The organism is Pseudomonas sp. QC2 (assembly GCF_002859085.1).
Lineage (GTDB): Bacteria > Pseudomonadota > Gammaproteobacteria > Pseudomonadales > Pseudomonadaceae > Aquipseudomonas > Aquipseudomonas petroselini.
In genome coordinates this window covers 97,624-113,726 of sequence record NZ_PKKS01000014.1, presented here as the reverse complement: position 1 = coordinate 113,726, position 16,103 = coordinate 97,624, and the positions used below count along the sequence as shown (strand labels likewise).

Below are 16,103 nucleotides of genomic sequence, written 5' to 3'. Positions count from 1 at the left end.
ACAGATCCCATGCAAGACGTCGTGATTGTTGCTGCCACCCGCACCGCCGTGGGCAGCTTCCAGGGTTCGCTGGCGAATATCCCGGCCCCCGAACTGGGCGCCGCCGTGATCCGTCGCTTATTGGAACAGACCGGCCTGGACCCGGCCGAAGTGGATGAAGTAATCCTCGGCCAGGTGCTCACCGCCGGCAGCGGCCAGAACCCGGCGCGCCAGGCTTCGATCCTTGCCGGCCTGCCCCACGCCGTGCCCAGCCTGACCTTGAACAAAGTCTGCGGCTCCGGCCTCAAGGCCCTGCACCTGGGCGCCCAGGCCATTCGTTGCGGTGACGCCGACGTGATCATCGCCGGCGGCATGGAAAACATGAGCCTGGCCCCCTACGTACTGCCCGCCGCGCGCACCGGGTTACGCATGGGCCACGCCAAGATGATCGACAGCATGATCACCGACGGCCTGTGGGATGCGTTCAACGATTACCACATGGGCATCACCGCCGAGAACCTGGTCGACAAATACGGCATCAGCCGAGAAGCCCAGGACGCGTTCGCCGCGGCTTCCCAGCAAAAAGCCGTCGCCGCCATTGAGGCCGGGCGGTTTGCCGACGAAATCACACCGATCCTGATTCCCCAGCGCAAAGGCGACCCGGTGGCCTTCGCCGTGGATGAACAGCCGCGCGCCGGCACCACCGCCGAGTCCCTGGCCAAGCTGAAACCGGCCTTCAAGAAAGACGGCAGCGTCACCGCCGGCAACGCCTCCAGCCTCAACGATGGCGCCGCTGCGGTGCTGCTGATGAGTGCCGACAAGGCCAAGGCCCTCGGCCTGCCGGTACTCGCGCGCATCGCCAGCTACGCCAATGCCGGCGTCGACCCAGCCATCATGGGCATCGGTCCGGTTTCGGCCACTCGCCGTTGCTTGGACAAAGCCGGTTGGAGCCTGGGCGACCTGGACCTGATCGAGGCCAACGAAGCCTTCGCCGCCCAATCCCTGGCCGTGGGCAAAGAGCTGGAATGGGACACCGACAAGGTCAACGTCAACGGTGGCGCCATCGCCATCGGCCATCCGATCGGCGCCTCAGGCTGCCGCGTACTGGTGACCCTGCTGCATGAAATGATCAAACGCGATGCCAAGAAAGGCCTGGCGACCCTGTGCATCGGTGGCGGCCAAGGCGTGGCCCTCGCCCTCGAACGCAGCTGATTCAAGGAGCATGTGGCGAGGGAGCTTGCTCCCGCTGGGCTGCGCAGCAGCCCCCTGCACTAAAGAGCAACACGGAAAAGGCCTGGTTCCACGAAAACCAGGCCTTTTCTTTATGTGGGATTCTTGAAAAAACGCAGTCCATCTATGGGAGCGGGCGACTGCGTGGCACGGCAAACACCGAACGCGCCCGCGCCACTCACTTCTGCCCCACGATGCTTTGCGTTAATCCGCCAGACCCGCTTTAATCGCCGTCAAATCCCCCCTGATCCCAAGGAACAGCAATGCGCCACTTGGACGGCAAACCAAAACCCTACCTGTTGCTCCTGCTGGCAGCGTTGGCCGTTGCAGGCTGTTCGCCCAAGGACCACTCCCGCGCCACGGTGATCAACGGCGAACAGGGCCGGGCCGGGGCACAACTGGCGTACGAGCACGAGCTGAGCCTGGCCCTGCCCGGCGCCCTGCTCGCCCCTCGTATGCAGGCCACCCGCGAGGCCTGCGAAACGGCACGCTTCGGTGCCTGCAATATCCTCGGCATCACCGAAGACAGCAGCGGCGGCCAGATCATTCTGCGCATTGCGCCGACCGGTGTGGAGCCGATCGTTGCGATGGCCGCAGAAGGCGGCAAACTCGGCCAGCGCATAACCACCGCCGAGGACCTGGCCGATGCCGTCGCCGACGTACGCCGCCGCCAGGACCGCCTGCAAGCCCAACAACAACGCCTGGATGAGTTGGCCAAACGCAAGGACATCACCGTCAGTGACCTGATCGTCTTGAGCAAGGAACAGGCCGCTGTCGAAAACGAACTCCAGGAGCTGGCCCAGGTTGCCGCCGGCCAGCAACGCCGTCTCGACACCAACCGTGTGACGCTGAATTTCCGCTCCTCTGACGGCGCCAATCAGCAGTCACGCTTCAGCCGCATGTTCAGCAACCTGGGCGACAACCTGGTGGAAGGCACAGCCGACGCCCTGGAACGGTCAAGCTATGTGTTGCCGTTCGTGATCCTGGCGTTTCCGGTCGTGTGGTTGTGGGTGTGGTTGTGGCGACGCTTTGTGGTGAGGAACCGTCCTGGGGTGAACGGGCTTGCCCCGCGCGGGAGTGCGAAGCAGGCGCAGAGTGAGCCGCCGAGTGATGCCTGATAGACCGCATCGTACTTGATGGGGGGCGCTACGCACCCCAGCGCGGGGCAAGCCTGCTCACCACAGGAAGCCCGCTCATCACAGCAAGCCCGCTTACCACAGGAGCCCGCTCACCACACAGTTGATCAGCGTTTCATGCAACGCTGATACCGCTCATCCACGCGCTTGGCGAACCATGCGGTGGTGAGGTTGCGGGTGATCTTGGGGCTCTTGAGCACGATGCCTGGCAGGATCGCCCGTGGCATCGGTTTGCCCGCGGCCTTGTCAGCCAGGGCAAACACGCGCTTGTAGAGCGTGGTGTCCTCGAAATCCAGTTGCTCACCCTGCTCCAGTTGGCTGCGGATGCTGGGGTTGCGCATATCCAGCTTCGCGCCCAATGAGCGCACCGCCAGTTCGGTGGTGCCGGGTAGCAATGAACCATAGCGAATCAAATCCCCATCCAGCGCCAACTCGGTACCCGAGGCACGGCTGACGGCGGCCTGGAACGCGGCGTTGCGACTGGCGTACCAACCGGCATTGAAGTCGGCAAAACGGTACAGCGGCTGGTCATAGTTCACCGGGTAACCGAGCAAGTGCGCGATGCCGAAGTACAGGCCACCACGGCGGGTGAAAACTTCGCGGCGAATAGTGCCGTCCACCGTGTAGGGATAACCGCGTGCCTGTTTCTGCGCGAAGTCGATACTCACCTGCATCGGGCCTGCGGTGTGCACCGGGTTGAAACCGCCAAACAGTGTATTACCCAGGGGCACCATGCTGATGAAGTCATCGAAGATGCCACTCAGGTCCTTCTCCGTGCGCGCCGCGTTCAGGCGGTCGGCGTAAGTCTTGCCGGTGGGCGAACTCAGTTGCAGCGCACTGCGCACGACAAACGCCGGCACGTGGATTTTTCCGGCACGCCGCAGGATTTCATCCTGGGCTATCTTGCCCATGTTCGGCACGGGCGGGTCGACTTGGTACGTAGATTCCTGCTCGGTCACCGCCAGCACGGCGCAGATATTTTCCGTGCTGGGATAGATTTTCTGGGTGTCGAAGGCGGTGTAGATGTCTTGGGCCCAACCATTGCGATCGGACACCTTGGCCGGCAGCAAGCGCACGATCTGCGCCTTCACCTCGGCCTCGCTACGCTCCGGCTGTTGCGGGTTGCGCGTGGTGGAGCAACCGGCCAGTACCAGTAGCGAACAGAGTAAAAGGGGAAGACGGGACGAAGACATTCAAAGCTTCCTGAGGCGGCGGAATTGAAATACTACCCCACAAACGACGCAGGCAAATGTGGGAGCAAGCCCCCTCCCACATTTGAGTATGCGGTGGCTTTAGATCCCCGCCAACGCCAGGTCCATCGCGAAGTAGGTGAAGATCAAGTCCGCGCCCGCGCGCTTGATCGAGCCCAAGGTCTCCCGCACCACACGGTCTTCATCAATCGCACCGGCCTGGGCGCCGAACTTGATCATCGCGTACTCGCCGCTCACCTGATACGCCGCCACTGGCAGGCGCGAGGCTTCGCGGATGTCGCGGATGATGTCGAGGTAGGCACCGGCCGGCTTGACCATCAGCGCATCCGCGCCTTCCTGCTCGTCGAGCAGCGATTCGCGCACGGCTTCGCGGCGGTTCATCGGGTTCATCTGGTAGCTTTTGCGGTCGCCCTTGAGCGCACTGCCGCCGGCTTCGCGGAACGGGCCGTAGAGGGCCGAGGCGAATTTGGTGGAATACGCCATGATGGGGATATGGGTGAAGCCCGCGTCATCCAGGGCACGGCGAATCGCCTGGACCTGGCCGTCCATCGCCGCCGACGGGGCGATGACGTCGGCACCGGCACGCGCAGCGGCCACGGCTTGCTTGCCGAGGTTGACCAAGGTCGCATCGTTGTCGACATGGGCGCCGTGCATCACGCCACAGTGGCCGTGGTCGGTGTATTCGCAGAAGCAGGTATCCGACATCACGATCATTTCCGGCACGGAGTCCTTGATGATCGAAGACATGCGCGAAACCAGGCCGCGCTCTTTCCAGGTGTCACTGCCGCTGGCATCCAGGTGGTGGGACACGCCAAAGGTCATCACCGACTTGATACCGGCACGCGCATAGCGCTCGATTTCACCGGCCAGTTTCTTCTCAGGAATACGCAGCACGCCCGGCATACTGGTGATGGGCACGAAGTCGTCGATGTCTTCTTCGACGAAAATCGGCAGCACCAGGTCGTTGAGGGTGAACTCGCTTTCCTGGAACAAACCACGCAGCTCCGGAGAGCGGCGCAGGCGGCGTGGACGGGCTTGGGGGAACTGGCTGGTCATGGATATCCTGAAAAAGTGGCAGAAAACTTTAGGGCGAAAGCTTATGCCCCAGGCCCCGGCAGCACAAACGCCAAGGGGCCAACAGTGTATTGCGTGTGCCGTAACAATTTATTGATCTAGAGCCGTACATGCCCTTCGATGCACACCGCCACCGCGCCACCGACCCAGATTTCATCGCCCTGGCGCTCAACGTGAATCCGCCCCGCCCGTCCTATGGCCGTGCCCTGGCTGACCACATAGCGCTCGGGCGCCAGGCTCTCGCTGAGCAACCATTGGGCCAGCCCGGCGTTCAAGCTGCCAGTGGCCGGGTCTTCCTGCGCGCCATCGCCTGCGATAAAGGCACGCACTTCGAACTGCGCGTCCACATCGTCGCGAGCGGGGTCACACGGCGCAATCACGCCCACCGCCAAACCGAGCAGTTGCGAGTAATCCGGTTGCAGGTCCAGCACCTGGTTTCGATCGGCCAACATCACCGCCAGCCAGCCCGCGCCATTATCGACCCACTGGCTGCGCACAATGGCGTCGGGCGCCACGTGCAACGCCTGACGCACGCGCTCTATCACGGCGGCCTCGACCGGCCCGGAACGCAATAATGGCGGTGCGATAAACGCCAGTTCATCGCCCTGGCGACGGATACGCACCAGGCCGATTTCGCACTCCTGGATGATCTCCTCGCCGCGTGGAATACCGCCTGCCTGCAGCCACGCGTGGCAACTGCCGAGCGTCGGGTGCCCGGCGAAGGGCAGTTCCTGCAGGGTGGTGAAAATTCGCACCCGATAGTCAGCCCTGGGGTCGCGGGGGGTCAGCAGGAACGTGGTTTCGCTGAGGTTGGTCCAGTTGGCAAAATCCGCCATCTGCCGGTCGGACAGGCTGTCGGCATCGAACACCACCGCCAGTGGGTTGCCTTTGAGCGGCACGTGGCTGAATACGTCCAGCTGTTTGAAATCGAAAGTCTGCATGTTTCAACTCGGAATATTAAGGCCACGGATCACGGCTGGCCGCGCAACAAAACCGTCCAGCGCGCGCAGTACATTGGGGAAGTCGGCAATGCCCACCAGGTCGCCGGATTCATAGAAGCCGATCAGGTTGCGAACCCACGGAAAGGTGGCGATATCGGCGATGCTGTAGGCGTCGCCCATGATCCAGGTGCGGCCCAGCAGGCGTTTTTCCAGGACGTCCAGCAGGCGCCGGGACTCAGCGGCGTAGCGGTCGCGAGGGCGCTTGTCTTCGTAGGCCTTGCCGGCAAATTTGTTGAAGAACCCCAGTTGGCCGAACATCGGGCCGATACCGCCCATCTGGAACATCAGCCACTGGATGGTTTCATAGCGGGTGGCCGGGTCTTCGGAAAGCAGTTGGCTGGTTTTCTCTGCCAGGTAGATCAGGATCGCACCGGACTCGAACAGCGCCAGCGGCTGGCCGCTGGGGCCATTGGGGTCAATGATGGCGGGGATTTTGTTGTTGGGGTTCAGGGACAGGAACTCGGGAGACAACTGGTCCTGCGTCTCGAAGCTGACTTTATGCGCCTCATAGGGCAGGCCCAGTTCTTCGAGCATGATCGACACTTTCACCCCGTTGGGCGTGGGCAGCGAGTACAGCTGCAAACGCTCGGGATGTTGAGCCGGCCATTTGCTGTTGATCGGGAAAGCGGCAAGCGGGTTCATTGGGAAGTCCCTGGGCAGAAAGCCCCATCATAATCATCCGCACGGTGTCCTGCATGGGTCATCAATGCGCAACATCGGCTGGCTATTATCCCTCGCAGGCGAACCAATACGCCTATGGGCACTCTCAAGTGCGCTCGTCCGGTGAATGGAGGCACCTCGCTACATCGACAGGGAACACCGCAGGACGCTGGATGCGTACTGGGCCGGGCTTGTCCGCCTTAATCCGATGCACTGAAGACTCGACACTCATGACAATCAAGCCTCTGTGCCTTGCGCTGCGCCTGAAACGATATTCATACATTATGTTACCGCTGCTGCTGGCAGGCGGCGCTGTTGGCCTGACCCTGGAATCGCGCATCAGCAGCGCCGAACCGGTGGATGGGGTACAAACCCTGGTTTTCCTACGCCACGGCGAAAAACCCGCCGGTGGCCTGGGCCAACTCAATTGCCAGGGCCTCAACCGTGCGATGAACCTGGCCACGGTGCTCCCGGAAAAATTCGGCAAAGCCAATTTCGTCTTTGCGGCCAACCCGACACGGAATGTCGAGGAAGGCGAGCTAGACAATTCCTACAGCTATATTCGGCCCCTGATGACCATCAGCCCCAGCGCCATCAAGTTGGGCCTGCCGGTGAACATCAAGTTTTCCGCGAATGACACCAGCGCCCTCGCCGACGAACTGGTCGAGGACAAATACCACAACTCCATCATCTACACCGCCTGGTCCCACGGCTACCTGCCGGAGTTGATCAACAAGGTGGCCAGTGAAGCGTCGGGGGAAAAACACACCATCACCCACGACTGGTCCGGCAGCGACTACGACACGCTGTATGTGTTGACGCTGACGTGGCACAACGGCAAGGCCTCGCTGCTGAGCCGCAACTACAAGCAAGGCTTGAACAACGGCGATCAGAGCTGCCCGGACCCTACGCAGGTCAGCGCGGAATCCTGACGGCAAAGGGCCGGCTGGGCTTCTGGGAGCTTAGGTATTCCTGGACCTGTGGCGAGGGAGCTTGCTCCCGTGGCGGCCTGACAGCCGAGCGCCATCTAACGGTTAGACCGCGATCCAAATGTGGGAGGGGGCTTGCCCCCGATAGCGGTGTGTCAGTCGATTCATCAGGTGACTGATTCAGCGCCATCGGGGCCTCGGTATCTACACCACCCTGGGTATGGCGCTGGACCTGTGGCGAGGGAGCTTGCTCCCGCCGGCGGCCTTGCAGACGACCAGGATGTTGGATCAGACCGGGTACCTATCCGTTATTTAGGTAACGGCTGCTATGGGTTCCGCCCTTACGGCGGCTCACTTTTGAAGAGCGCAAAAGTAAGCAAAACGCGCTTGCCCCAACACTCGGCACCTCGCTCACGCTCGGTGTGCCCGTAATCCGACAGGGATTTGGGGGGCCGCCGCCACGCGCCATCCATGGCGCGGGGCGGCTAAACCGGCATCCCTGCCGGTTTACCCCCCAAATCCCTGTCGAATTCCGGCCAGCGTGTTTGACGGGGCGCCTGAGATCAAAAGCAGGGTCAACATCAAGATCAAGAGCGGCTCGCTTCGCATCGTGGTTAGCGTAGCGAGCCGTCTGTTTCTGCTGTTACTGCCGGGCGGCGAGCAAGCGTTTGTGGCGGTTGCGGCGGGCGATGTTCAAGCATTCGATCGCTGCGGAGAACGCCATGGCCGCGTACACGTAGCCTTTAGGCACATGGGCACCGAAGCCTTCGGCGATCAGGGTCATGCCGATCATGATCAGGAAGCCCAGGGCAAGCATCACGACGGTCGGGTTGTCGTTGATGAACTTGGCCAACGGCTCAGCCGCCACCAGCATCACGATCACCGAGGTCACTACGGCAATGATCATGATCGGCAGGTGCTCGGTCATGCCCACGGCGGTGATGATGCTGTCGATGGAGAACACCAGGTCGAGCAGCAGGATCTGCCCGATGGCGGCGGCGAAGCCGATGGCGACCGTATTGCCGACGCTGGCTTTCTCTTCGGGCTCCGGGTCCATGCTGTGATGGATCTCGGTGGTCGCCTTCCACACCAGGAACAAGCCACCGGCGATCAGGATCATGTCTTTCCACGAGAAGCCCTGGCCGAACACTTCGAACACCGGCGTGGTCAGTTGCACGATGAACGCGATGGTGCTCAACAGGCCCAGGCGCAATATCAACGCCATGCTGATACCAATACGGCGCGCCTTGGCCCGATGCTTCTCCGGCAATTTATTGGTGAGGATCGAGATAAAGATCAGGTTATCGATGCCCAGCACGATTTCCATGACGATCAAGGTGGCCAGGGCAATCCAGGCAGTGGGGCTGGCAGCCAGTTGTAAAAGGTAATCCATAGGTCAGTCCTGACGTTGTACGGGGAAGTTAGGCTTCTTTGCTGTTCGATTCAGACTCGTTTTCTTCCTGATCATCCTTTTTTTGTGGCGTGATCAGGCCGTTTGTCGCTTCACTCAACGCCTGCTCGGCGGCCTTGTGGGTGTCATCGATTGCTTGCTTGGCCGACTCGGTGGCTTTGCCCAGCACCTGCTGCGCACTTTTCTCGACCTGATCGCAACCGCTGATCACCACCAATGAAAGCGCAAGCAGCGCTGCCGTGCCCAGGGAATTGAGTTTCATGATGTCTTCCTCGTTAGAACCATTGGGTCCAAATAGTGGCCCCGCGATAGCGAGGCATTCTATGCAGGTGAACAGTTCAGTAAAATTCGTATTTTTCTCGCGTATACTTCGGTTTTTACGAAGTGATGGCCGTCATGCTCAATTACCGACAACTGCACTACTTTTGGGTGGTGGCCAAGACCGGCAGCATCGTGCGCGCCTGTGAGCAACTCAACCTCACGCCCCAGACGATCAGCGGGCAGATCAGCCTGCTCGAGCAGACCTTTGGTATCGCGCTGTTTCAGCGGGTCGGGCGCCAGCTTGAACTGACCGAAGCCGGGCGCCGGGCCCTGCCCTATGCCGAGCAGATGTTCCAGACCGGCAACGAACTGGAGGCCCTGCTGCGTGCACAACCCGATGAGCAGCAGATCCTGTTCCGTGTCGGCGTGGCGGACGTGGTGCCCAAGTCCATCGTCTACCGGCTGATCGCGCCGACCATGGAATTGAGTGAGCCGATCCGTATCACCTGCCGCGAGGACAAACTCGAACGCCTGCTGGCCGACCTGGCGATCCAGCGCCTGGACCTGGTGATTTCCGACAGCCCTATGCCCACCCATCTGGACATCAAGGGCTACAGCCAGAAGTTGGGCGAATGTGGCATCAGCTTTTTCGCCACCCAGGCGCTGGCTGACGCATACGGTGGTGATTTCCCACAGTGCCTGCACGGCGCACCGCTGTTGATTCCGGGTGCGGAAACCGTCGTGCGCAGCCGTTTGCAGCGTTGGTTTGCCGAGCAGCAGATTCAACCGAAGATCATCGGCGAGTTCGATGACAGCGCGTTGATGCAGGCATTCGGTCAATCCGGCAGTGGGATCTTTATCGCCCCCAGCGTGATTGCCGATGAAGTGGTGCGCCAGTACGGCGTGGCGCTGATTGGCCAGACCGTGGCCGTGACCGAGTCGTTCTACGCGATCTCGGTGGAGCGCAAGGTCAAGCACCCTGGCATCGTGGCGATTACCGAGGGCGCTCGACGGGAGCTGTTTACCACCCTGCCCTGAGCATAATGTGGGCGTGCTGCGGTGAGTGGGGCTTGTCCCCCGACGGGTTCACCGCCGACCCAAGGGCTGCTTCGCGGCCCAGCGCCGGGCAAGCCTGCTCACCACAACAAGCCCGCGCCCACATGAGTCAGGCACAGGTCGACATCGATTTCGCGGTCATCAGCCACAATGCGAGCAGGATCGACACCAGGATAAACCCGGACGCGGCAAAGCCCAGGCTGCCCAGGCCGAGGGTGTCGATCACATGGCCACCGACCATCGCGCCCAGGCCGATCCCCAGGTTGGCACCGGCGATATTCAGCGACGCGGCAAACGCCGGCGCGTGGGGCGCGGCCTTCATCAAGCGCACATGGCTGACCAGGAACATCGCCGCCTGGGTCACGCCCCACACGGCCATCGCCGCCGCCAGGCCGACGGTGGAGTGAATCGCCGGCACCAGCGCGACCATGCCGGCGATCATAAAGCCGCAGAACACCATGGACGCAATCAACGGATGGCGGTCCACCGCGCGCCCGCCCAAGGAATTGCCGATCAACCCGACTGCACCAAAGCCCATCAAGCACCAGCCCACCAACGTGCCGTCGAAACCGGCCAGGCGTTCAAGGATGTCGGCCAGGTAGGTGTACGCCGTGAACATGCCACTGAACACCAGGATCGACAGCAGGATATGACCCTGCATCAACGGATTGCGCAGGATCTTGAACTGCGAGCGCAACGTCACTTGATCGTTCTTAGGTTGGGTCACCGGCAGGTAGATAAACAGCAGCAAGGCCTTGGCCACCGCCACGATCGCAAGGATGGCAAACGCGCTGCGCCAGCCGAACATATCGGAAATCAGCGTGCCGACCGGAATGCCGAACACCGTGGCGCAGACGATACCGAAACCGATCTTTTCGATGGCGCGCCCGGCGTATTCAGGGCCGACGATGTCCACTGCGGTTTCACTGGCCAAGGCCCAGAACACCGGTAAGCCCAACGCCGGAATCAACCGCGCCAGCGCCATCACCCAGATATTCGGTGCCAGCGCCGCCACCGTATTGGCCACGCCAAACATGATCAGGATGCTGATAAACAGCCGCTTGCGTGGGAAGCGCGCGCAGTACGCCGTGAGAAACGGACCAAAGGCCGCCACGGTAAACGCGAACAACGTCACCAGCAGCCCAGCCTGGGACACACTGACGTTCAAGTCACGGGCGATGGACGGCAGCAGGCCGACGATGACGAATTCTGTGGTCAGCACGGTAAAGCCGGCGGCCGACAGCAGCAGGATGGGAAACAACATGAAAACTCCAGAAACGACGACATCAACGACAGCCCTGAGGGCTCGCTGAAGGATAGGAAAAATGAGAGGACGCAATCTTAACAGGATTTTGCGAGAGCTTGGGCTCCTGGGTGACGCGATGCCGCACCACCAAGGACTTTTCCTACAGCATGCTAGACTTCGCGATCCGCGTCCTACAGCCCTTTCGCCTGTGCCGCTGTGCCTCCAAAAACTAGAGACAAGTGTTTATGACTGCTGCCCCTTCCCTCCTGCATCGACTCGCGCGCGTCAGCCTGGTCACGCAAATCGTCATTGGCTTGATCGCCGGCATCCTGTTGGCCTTGCTGTTGCCCGAGGCCGCCAAGGCCACCGGATTTATCGGCAAGGTCTTCGTCGCGGCGCTCAAGGCCGTGGCACCGATCCTGGTGTTTGTGCTGGTGATGGCGTCGATCGCCAACCATAAGCACGGCCAGGAAACCCATATCAAGCCGATCCTGTTCCTGTACTTGCTGGGCACCTTCGCCGCGGCCGTGGTCGCGGTGATCGCGAGCATGTGGTTTCCCTCTTCGTTGGTGCTGGCGACCCATGACGCGACTGTCAGCGCGCCGGGCGGCATTGGTGAAGTGCTGCAAAGCCTGCTGCTGAGCGTGGTGGACAACCCGGTCAGCGCGCTGATGAATGCCAACTTTATCGGCATCCTGGCCTGGGCCATCGGTATGGGGGTTGCCATTCGCCATGCGGGCGAAACCACCCGCACGGTGCTCGACGACCTGTCCAACGGCGTCACGCTGATCGTGCGCGTGGTGATCCGCTTTGCGCCGCTGGGCATTTTCGGCCTGGTGGCATCGACCCTGGCCACCTCCGGTTTCGGCGCCCTGCTCGGCTACGCCCACCTGCTGCTGGTGCTGATCGGCTGCATGCTGTTCGTGGCACTGGTGATCAACCCGGCCATCGTATTCTGGAAGCTGCGCCGCAACCCCTACCCACTGGTGCTGATGTGCCTGCGCGAAAGCGGGATCACCGCGTTCTTCACCCGCAGTTCGGCGGCGAACATCCCGGTCAACCTGGCGTTGAGCAAACGCCTGGGCTTGCATGAAGACACCTACTCGGTATCGATCCCGCTCGGCGCCACCATCAACATGGCCGGTGCGGCGATCACCATCACCGTGCTGACCCTGGCGGCCGTGCACACCTTGGGCATTGCCGTCGACCTGCCGACCGCCGTGCTGCTCAGCGTGGTCGCGGCCATCTGCGCCTGCGGCGCTTCCGGCGTGGCTGGCGGTTCGCTGCTACTGATTCCGCTGGCGTGCAGCCTGTTTGGCATCCCCAGTGAGATTGCCATGCAGGTGGTGGCTGTCGGTTTCATCATCGGCGTGCTGCAGGATTCGGCGGAAACCGCGCTAAATTCGTCGACTGACGTGTTGTTCACCGCGGCTGCTTGCCTGGGCAAGGAAGAACAACCGGCTTAAATGCCAGGCGAAAAAAAGCCCGGGGGCGTTCACTGAAGAACGACCCCGGGCTTTTTTGTGACTGGATGCTTAGAAAGCGCCCATGTAATCGCGCTTGCCCACTTCCACACCGTTATGGCGCAGCAAGGCATAAGCCGTGGTGACGTGGAAGAAGAACTGCGGCAGGCCGTAGGTCAGCAGGTAGGACTGGCCACTGAAGCGCTTCTCTTTCGGCGTGCCGGGACGGGTGATGATCTCGATGCCTTCCTTGCCGTCGATCTGCTCTGGCTTGATGGTATCGACAAACGCCAGCACCTTGGCGATCAGCGCCTGCAGGTCGGCGAAGGTAACTTCGGTGTCTTCATATTTCGGCACTTCGATCTCGGCCAGGCGTGCGGAAACGCCCTTGGCGAAGTCGACGGCGATCTGCACCTGGCGCACCAGTTGGAACATGTCCGGGAACAGGCGCGCTTGCAGCAGGGCGTTCGGCTCGATGTTCTTGGCGGTGGCGTGGGCTTCGGCCTTGGTCAACACGCCGCTCAGGGCGGTGAGCATTTGCTTGAAGACCGGGATGGAGGCGGCGTACAGGGAAATAGTCATGGCAGTCTCATGGTTATGGCACGGTTTGAACCAGCGGCGATTATAGACATGCTCGCCGCTTGTCTTTTATTTTTTCGGGATTAGGCTAAGGACCTTCACAGCATAGGGAAAGCGCGATGACCGCCGAGCACGACACCGACACGCCTGAGCCGCGCCTCAACAGCACGGAAATCCGCATCCTGGGCTGCCTGATCGAAAAACAGGCAACCAACCCGGAAACCTACCCCTTGACCCTCAACGCCCTGGTGCTGGCCTGCAACCAGAAAACCAGCCGCGAGCCGGTGATGAACCTCAGCCAGGGCCAGGTCGGCCAGAGCCTGCGTGTGCTCGAAGGCCAAGGCTTTACCCGCTTGGTCATGGGCAGCCGTGCCGACCGCTGGGAGCATCGCGTGGACAAGGCGCTGGAACTGGTGCCGGCCCAGGTGATCCTGACCGGGCTGCTGTTTTTGCGCGGGCCACAGACCGTCAATGAACTGCTGACCCGCAGCGGGCGCATGCACGACTTCGAAGATGCCGAGCAGGTGGTGCACCAGCTCGAGCGCCTGATTGCACGGGGGCTGGCGTTACTGGTGCCGCGTCAGGCGGGGCAGCGAGAAGATCGTTATACCCATGCGTTGGGGGACCCGGCGGATATCGAGGTGATTATCGCGGCACGCGGGAGTCCGGTGGAGCGCGGGGCTGGCAGTGGCGTGTCTGTGGAACGCATCGAAGAACTGGAAGCGCGGATTGCACTGCTGGAAGAGCGGCTGGCCAAATTGGAGCCGCTGTAACGCGGAAAAAATATGGGAGGGAGCCTGCCCCCTCCCACAGTTGATTTTCAGTGCTCTTTAGGTTCGGGCGAATGCCACGGCTTTTTCGAACTGCTCCTGCGTCGGTCGTACCCCGGTGTAAAGCACAAACTGCTCCAACGCCTGGATTGCTATCACTTCCAACCCCGTGATCACTCGCTTGCCCTTGGCGCGCCCGCGCACGATCAGCGGCGTTTCGGAGGGGATCGCCACGACATCGAAAAGGGTGTCGGCCGCGTCGATAGCATTCGCCTCAAATGCCAACGCCTGCGCCTCGGGCCCGCCGGTCATGCCGATGGGCGTGACGTTGATCAGCATCTGCGGGCGCAAGTCCCCCAGTTCGGCTTGCCACTCGTAACCCAAATGCTTTGCCAACGCCCGGCCCGCCGCCTCGTTGCGCGCGACGATGACGCCATTGGCGTAACCACCGTCGCGCAAGGCACTGGCCACGGCCTTGGCCATGCCACCGCTGCCATGCAGGGCAAAAGTGGAGTCCTTCGGCACCGCGTGCTTTTTCAGCAACTGCTCGATGGCGATGTAGTCGGTGTTGTAGGCCTTGAGGTGCCCGTCGGTGTTGACGATGGTGTTCAGGGAATCGATGGCTTGAACCGAATCGTCGAGTTCGTCCACTAAGGCAATGGCGGCCTCCTTGAACGGCATGGACACCCCGCAGCCGCGTACGCCCAGCGCCCGGATACCACCGATCGCGCCGGGCAAATCCTGGCTGCTGAAGGCTTTATAGTAGAAGTTCAGACCCAGCTGTTCGTACAGATGGTTATGAAAACGCAGGCCGAAATTACCAGGGCGCGCCGACAGTGACATGCACAGCCGAGTGTCCTTGTTGGGGTGCATCTGCATGGGTAACTCCTTTGAGTAAGCAAATCGGTACAGACCTTACACAACCTTTACCTAGCGGCTGTGCTGTTTTTCAGAAATACGTTGTCTTAAAAGTATCCCCGCGACATTACTTGAGTCTATTGATTACAGACCACAAGCGCAGGGGCTAACCGAGGAATGACCATGATTCGTACAATCCCCAAGATCGCCTTGCTTGTTGGCGCACTCGCTATGGCAGGCCAAGCCTCCGCCCACGGTGGTGGTTGGGGTGGCCCGGCCGTATTGGGTGCTTTAGTCGGCGCCGCAGTCGTGGGCTCCGTGGTTGCCAGCCAGCCGCGTGAGGTCTATGTGCAGCAGCCGGTGTATGTGCAACCGCAGCCGGTGTATGCCGCTCCGCCGCCGGTCTATTACGCACCGCCGCCACCGGTGTATGTGCAACAACAGGTTTACTACCGTCCGGCGCCGGTTTATTACGGCCCACCGCGTGGCTACTACGGCCCTCCCCACGGCTACTACGGCCGCGGCTGGTAATCGACTGTTCTGAAACAGGCCTCGCAGGTTGCGGGGCCTTTTTTTGCCTGGATTTTGTCTGGTAAGTCTGGATTTATCGCGCCAAGGTCGTTCCGAGGACAATGCCAGGCGCGTATTCGCACATCATCGACATTGAATGTCTACTTGCCCGAACGGGCCTCGCGCTGTCATGTTTATGTCACGACGTACTTCCACTATCGATTCTGTCCACCCAATAACAACAAGGACGACTGACCATGCCCACGCAAAACCCACACCGCACCGCCGGCCTTTGTACATCCAGCAAGGTCTACAGCGCCCTCACCGAGCTCAAGCACCTGGAAGGCCACCGCAGCGCCAAGTTCCTCGCGCTGCTGGCGGAAAACCTGGTGCGCAAAGGCCTGCTCAGCGAGCAGGAAGTGGTGAACATGCTCGACCAGGTCGTGGACTGACGCCTCGCGTCGATGTCGACTATCGAGCCAGGTGATTTTTCCTCGGCCGCCCAGCCCCGTAAGGTGACCCCCATAGCGATTGGAGGTCCTTATGCCCACTGTTCAGATCATGTCCGTCATCGGCAGCGCCGTCCCCGCCCCACTTCGGGAGCTGGGTTTGCTCGCGTGCTGGTACGTAGTTCGCGATGGCGAGGCCATCAGCGGCCCGCTCACGTCCTTGTCGGCAGCCGAAAAACAGCTGCAACAAGCCTCGACCTTCAGGCTGCATGCCTGAGGT

At 61.4% G+C, this 16,103-nt stretch carries 18 protein-coding genes; 9 read left to right on the top strand and 9 right to left on the bottom strand.

Annotated elements, in window-relative coordinates:
• Nucleotides 1-9 precede the first annotated feature (9 nt).
• Together QCBJ_RS13595 and QCBJ_RS13590 are read left to right on the top strand one after the other, a co-directional pair.
• The gene (locus QCBJ_RS13595) at nt 10-1,191 is read left to right on the top strand and encodes an acetyl-CoA C-acetyltransferase (protein ID WP_102061020.1); all 1,182 of its coding nucleotides are present in this window, start codon (nt 10-12) and stop codon (nt 1,189-1,191) included.
• 281 nt (nt 1,192-1,472) lie between these two features.
• A complete protein-coding gene (locus QCBJ_RS13590; protein ID WP_102061019.1) occupies nt 1,473-2,327 on the top strand; it encodes a DUF4349 domain-containing protein in 855 nt (284 codons plus the stop codon).
• Between the two features lie 125 nt (nt 2,328-2,452).
• On the opposite strand, the gene QCBJ_RS13585 is transcribed toward QCBJ_RS13590, so the two are convergent.
• From QCBJ_RS13585 to QCBJ_RS13570, 4 genes are all read right to left on the bottom strand, one after another.
• Nucleotides 2,453-3,538 (bottom strand): DUF1615 domain-containing protein, encoded by a 1,086-nt coding sequence (locus QCBJ_RS13585; RefSeq protein ID WP_046035917.1) that lies wholly within the window; start codon nt 3,536-3,538, stop codon nt 2,453-2,455.
• A 99-nt stretch (nt 3,539-3,637) separates the two neighbouring features.
• Nucleotides 3,638-4,612, bottom strand: a complete 975-nt coding sequence (gene hemB, locus QCBJ_RS13580) for a porphobilinogen synthase (RefSeq protein WP_102061018.1) — start codon at nt 4,610-4,612, stop codon at nt 3,638-3,640.
• Nucleotides 4,613-4,728: 116 nt separating this feature from the next.
• Nucleotides 4,729-5,571 carry a PhzF family phenazine biosynthesis protein gene (locus QCBJ_RS13575; protein ID WP_102061017.1) on the bottom strand — a complete coding sequence of 281 codons (843 nt, stop codon included), beginning with the start codon at nt 5,569-5,571 and terminating at the stop codon, nt 4,729-4,731.
• A gap of 3 nt (nt 5,572-5,574) precedes the next feature.
• Complete coding sequence (locus QCBJ_RS13570; protein WP_012723384.1) at nt 5,575-6,273, bottom strand: glutathione S-transferase N-terminal domain-containing protein; 699 nt, start codon at nt 6,271-6,273, stop codon at nt 5,575-5,577.
• A gap of 248 nt (nt 6,274-6,521) precedes the next feature.
• Between QCBJ_RS13570 and QCBJ_RS13565 the strand changes: the two genes are divergently transcribed.
• Complete coding sequence (locus tag QCBJ_RS13565; protein ID WP_043205131.1) at nt 6,522-7,223, top strand: hypothetical protein; 702 nt, start codon at nt 6,522-6,524, stop codon at nt 7,221-7,223.
• 640 nt (nt 7,224-7,863) lie between these two features.
• Here the strand turns inward: QCBJ_RS13565 and QCBJ_RS13560 are convergent.
• The gene (locus QCBJ_RS13560) at nt 7,864-8,613 is read right to left on the bottom strand and encodes a TerC family protein (protein ID WP_012723382.1); all 750 of its coding nucleotides are present in this window, start codon (nt 8,611-8,613) and stop codon (nt 7,864-7,866) included.
• Nucleotides 8,614-8,641: 28 nt separating this feature from the next.
• A complete protein-coding gene (locus QCBJ_RS13555) occupies nt 8,642-8,893 on the bottom strand; it encodes a hypothetical protein (RefSeq protein ID WP_012723381.1) in 252 nt (83 codons plus the stop codon).
• Between the two features lie 134 nt (nt 8,894-9,027).
• Between QCBJ_RS13555 and nhaR the strand changes: the two genes are divergently transcribed.
• The gene (gene nhaR, locus QCBJ_RS13550) at nt 9,028-9,930 is read left to right on the top strand and encodes a transcriptional activator NhaR (RefSeq protein WP_012723380.1); all 903 of its coding nucleotides are present in this window, start codon (nt 9,028-9,030) and stop codon (nt 9,928-9,930) included.
• Between the two features lie 127 nt (nt 9,931-10,057).
• Here the strand turns inward: nhaR and QCBJ_RS13545 are convergent, their stop codons facing one another.
• Nucleotides 10,058-11,212, bottom strand: coding sequence for an MFS transporter (locus tag QCBJ_RS13545; protein WP_012723379.1), 1,155 nt, complete (start codon nt 11,210-11,212; stop codon nt 10,058-10,060).
• A gap of 227 nt (nt 11,213-11,439) precedes the next feature.
• On the opposite strand from QCBJ_RS13545, the gene sstT reads away from it, so the two are divergent.
• Entirely contained in the window at nt 11,440-12,660 is a 1,221-nt protein-coding gene (gene sstT, locus QCBJ_RS13540; protein WP_046036838.1) for a serine/threonine transporter SstT, read from the top strand.
• 69 nt (nt 12,661-12,729) lie between these two features.
• Here the strand turns inward: sstT and QCBJ_RS13535 are convergent, their stop codons facing one another.
• Entirely contained in the window at nt 12,730-13,239 is a 510-nt protein-coding gene (locus QCBJ_RS13535) for a DUF1993 family protein (protein WP_010211342.1), read from the bottom strand.
• A 116-nt stretch (nt 13,240-13,355) separates the two neighbouring features.
• Between QCBJ_RS13535 and QCBJ_RS13530 the strand changes: the two genes are divergently transcribed.
• Nucleotides 13,356-14,009: a YceH family protein gene (locus QCBJ_RS13530; protein WP_012723375.1), complete on the top strand. Its 654-nt coding sequence runs from the start codon at nt 13,356-13,358 to the stop codon at nt 14,007-14,009.
• A 57-nt stretch (nt 14,010-14,066) separates the two neighbouring features.
• Here the strand turns inward: QCBJ_RS13530 and QCBJ_RS13525 are convergent, their stop codons facing one another.
• Nucleotides 14,067-14,885 (bottom strand): shikimate 5-dehydrogenase, encoded by an 819-nt coding sequence (locus QCBJ_RS13525; RefSeq protein WP_046036840.1) that lies wholly within the window; start codon nt 14,883-14,885, stop codon nt 14,067-14,069.
• A gap of 156 nt (nt 14,886-15,041) precedes the next feature.
• On the opposite strand from QCBJ_RS13525, the gene QCBJ_RS13520 reads away from it, so the two are divergent.
• From QCBJ_RS13520 to QCBJ_RS13510, 3 genes are all read left to right on the top strand, one after another.
• Complete coding sequence (locus QCBJ_RS13520) at nt 15,042-15,395, top strand: hypothetical protein (protein WP_012723373.1); 354 nt, start codon at nt 15,042-15,044, stop codon at nt 15,393-15,395.
• Between the two features lie 236 nt (nt 15,396-15,631).
• Nucleotides 15,632-15,826, top strand: coding sequence for a hypothetical protein (locus QCBJ_RS13515; RefSeq protein ID WP_010211349.1), 195 nt, complete (start codon nt 15,632-15,634; stop codon nt 15,824-15,826).
• Between the two features lie 91 nt (nt 15,827-15,917).
• Nucleotides 15,918-16,100, top strand: coding sequence for a hypothetical protein (locus tag QCBJ_RS13510; RefSeq protein WP_012723371.1), 183 nt, complete (start codon nt 15,918-15,920; stop codon nt 16,098-16,100).
• Nucleotides 16,101-16,103 lie beyond the last annotated feature (3 nt).

Bases quoted from the DNA above. Each gene is read 5' to 3' on its own strand.
- QCBJ_RS13590 (WP_102061019.1), top strand. From the start codon at position 1,473: ATGCGCCACTTGGACGGCAAACCAAAACCCTACCTGTTGCTCCTGCTG.
- QCBJ_RS13555 (WP_012723381.1), bottom strand. From the start codon at position 8,893: ATGAAACTCAATTCCCTGGGCACGGCAGCGCTGCTTGCGCTTTCATTG.
- QCBJ_RS13530 (WP_012723375.1), top strand. From the start codon at position 13,356: ATGACCGCCGAGCACGACACCGACACGCCTGAGCCGCGCCTCAACAGC.
- QCBJ_RS13520 (WP_012723373.1), top strand. From the start codon at position 15,042: ATGACCATGATTCGTACAATCCCCAAGATCGCCTTGCTTGTTGGCGCA.
- sstT (WP_046036838.1), top strand. From the start codon at position 11,440: ATGACTGCTGCCCCTTCCCTCCTGCATCGACTCGCGCGCGTCAGCCTG.
- QCBJ_RS13585 (WP_046035917.1), bottom strand. From the start codon at position 3,538: ATGTCTTCGTCCCGTCTTCCCCTTTTACTCTGTTCGCTACTGGTACTG.
- QCBJ_RS13560 (WP_012723382.1), bottom strand. From the start codon at position 8,613: ATGGATTACCTTTTACAACTGGCTGCCAGCCCCACTGCCTGGATTGCC.
- hemB (WP_102061018.1), bottom strand. From the start codon at position 4,612: ATGACCAGCCAGTTCCCCCAAGCCCGTCCACGCCGCCTGCGCCGCTCT.
- QCBJ_RS13515 (WP_010211349.1), top strand. From the start codon at position 15,632: ATGCCCACGCAAAACCCACACCGCACCGCCGGCCTTTGTACATCCAGC.
- QCBJ_RS13575 (WP_102061017.1), bottom strand. From the start codon at position 5,571: ATGCAGACTTTCGATTTCAAACAGCTGGACGTATTCAGCCACGTGCCG.
- QCBJ_RS13510 (WP_012723371.1), top strand. From the start codon at position 15,918: ATGCCCACTGTTCAGATCATGTCCGTCATCGGCAGCGCCGTCCCCGCC.
- QCBJ_RS13525 (WP_046036840.1), bottom strand. From the start codon at position 14,885: ATGCAGATGCACCCCAACAAGGACACTCGGCTGTGCATGTCACTGTCG.
- QCBJ_RS13565 (WP_043205131.1), top strand. From the start codon at position 6,522: ATGACAATCAAGCCTCTGTGCCTTGCGCTGCGCCTGAAACGATATTCA.
- QCBJ_RS13570 (WP_012723384.1), bottom strand. From the start codon at position 6,273: ATGAACCCGCTTGCCGCTTTCCCGATCAACAGCAAATGGCCGGCTCAA.
- QCBJ_RS13595 (WP_102061020.1), top strand. From the start codon at position 10: ATGCAAGACGTCGTGATTGTTGCTGCCACCCGCACCGCCGTGGGCAGC.
- QCBJ_RS13535 (WP_010211342.1), bottom strand. From the start codon at position 13,239: ATGACTATTTCCCTGTACGCCGCCTCCATCCCGGTCTTCAAGCAAATG.
- QCBJ_RS13545 (WP_012723379.1), bottom strand. From the start codon at position 11,212: ATGTTGTTTCCCATCCTGCTGCTGTCGGCCGCCGGCTTTACCGTGCTG.
- nhaR (WP_012723380.1), top strand. From the start codon at position 9,028: ATGCTCAATTACCGACAACTGCACTACTTTTGGGTGGTGGCCAAGACC.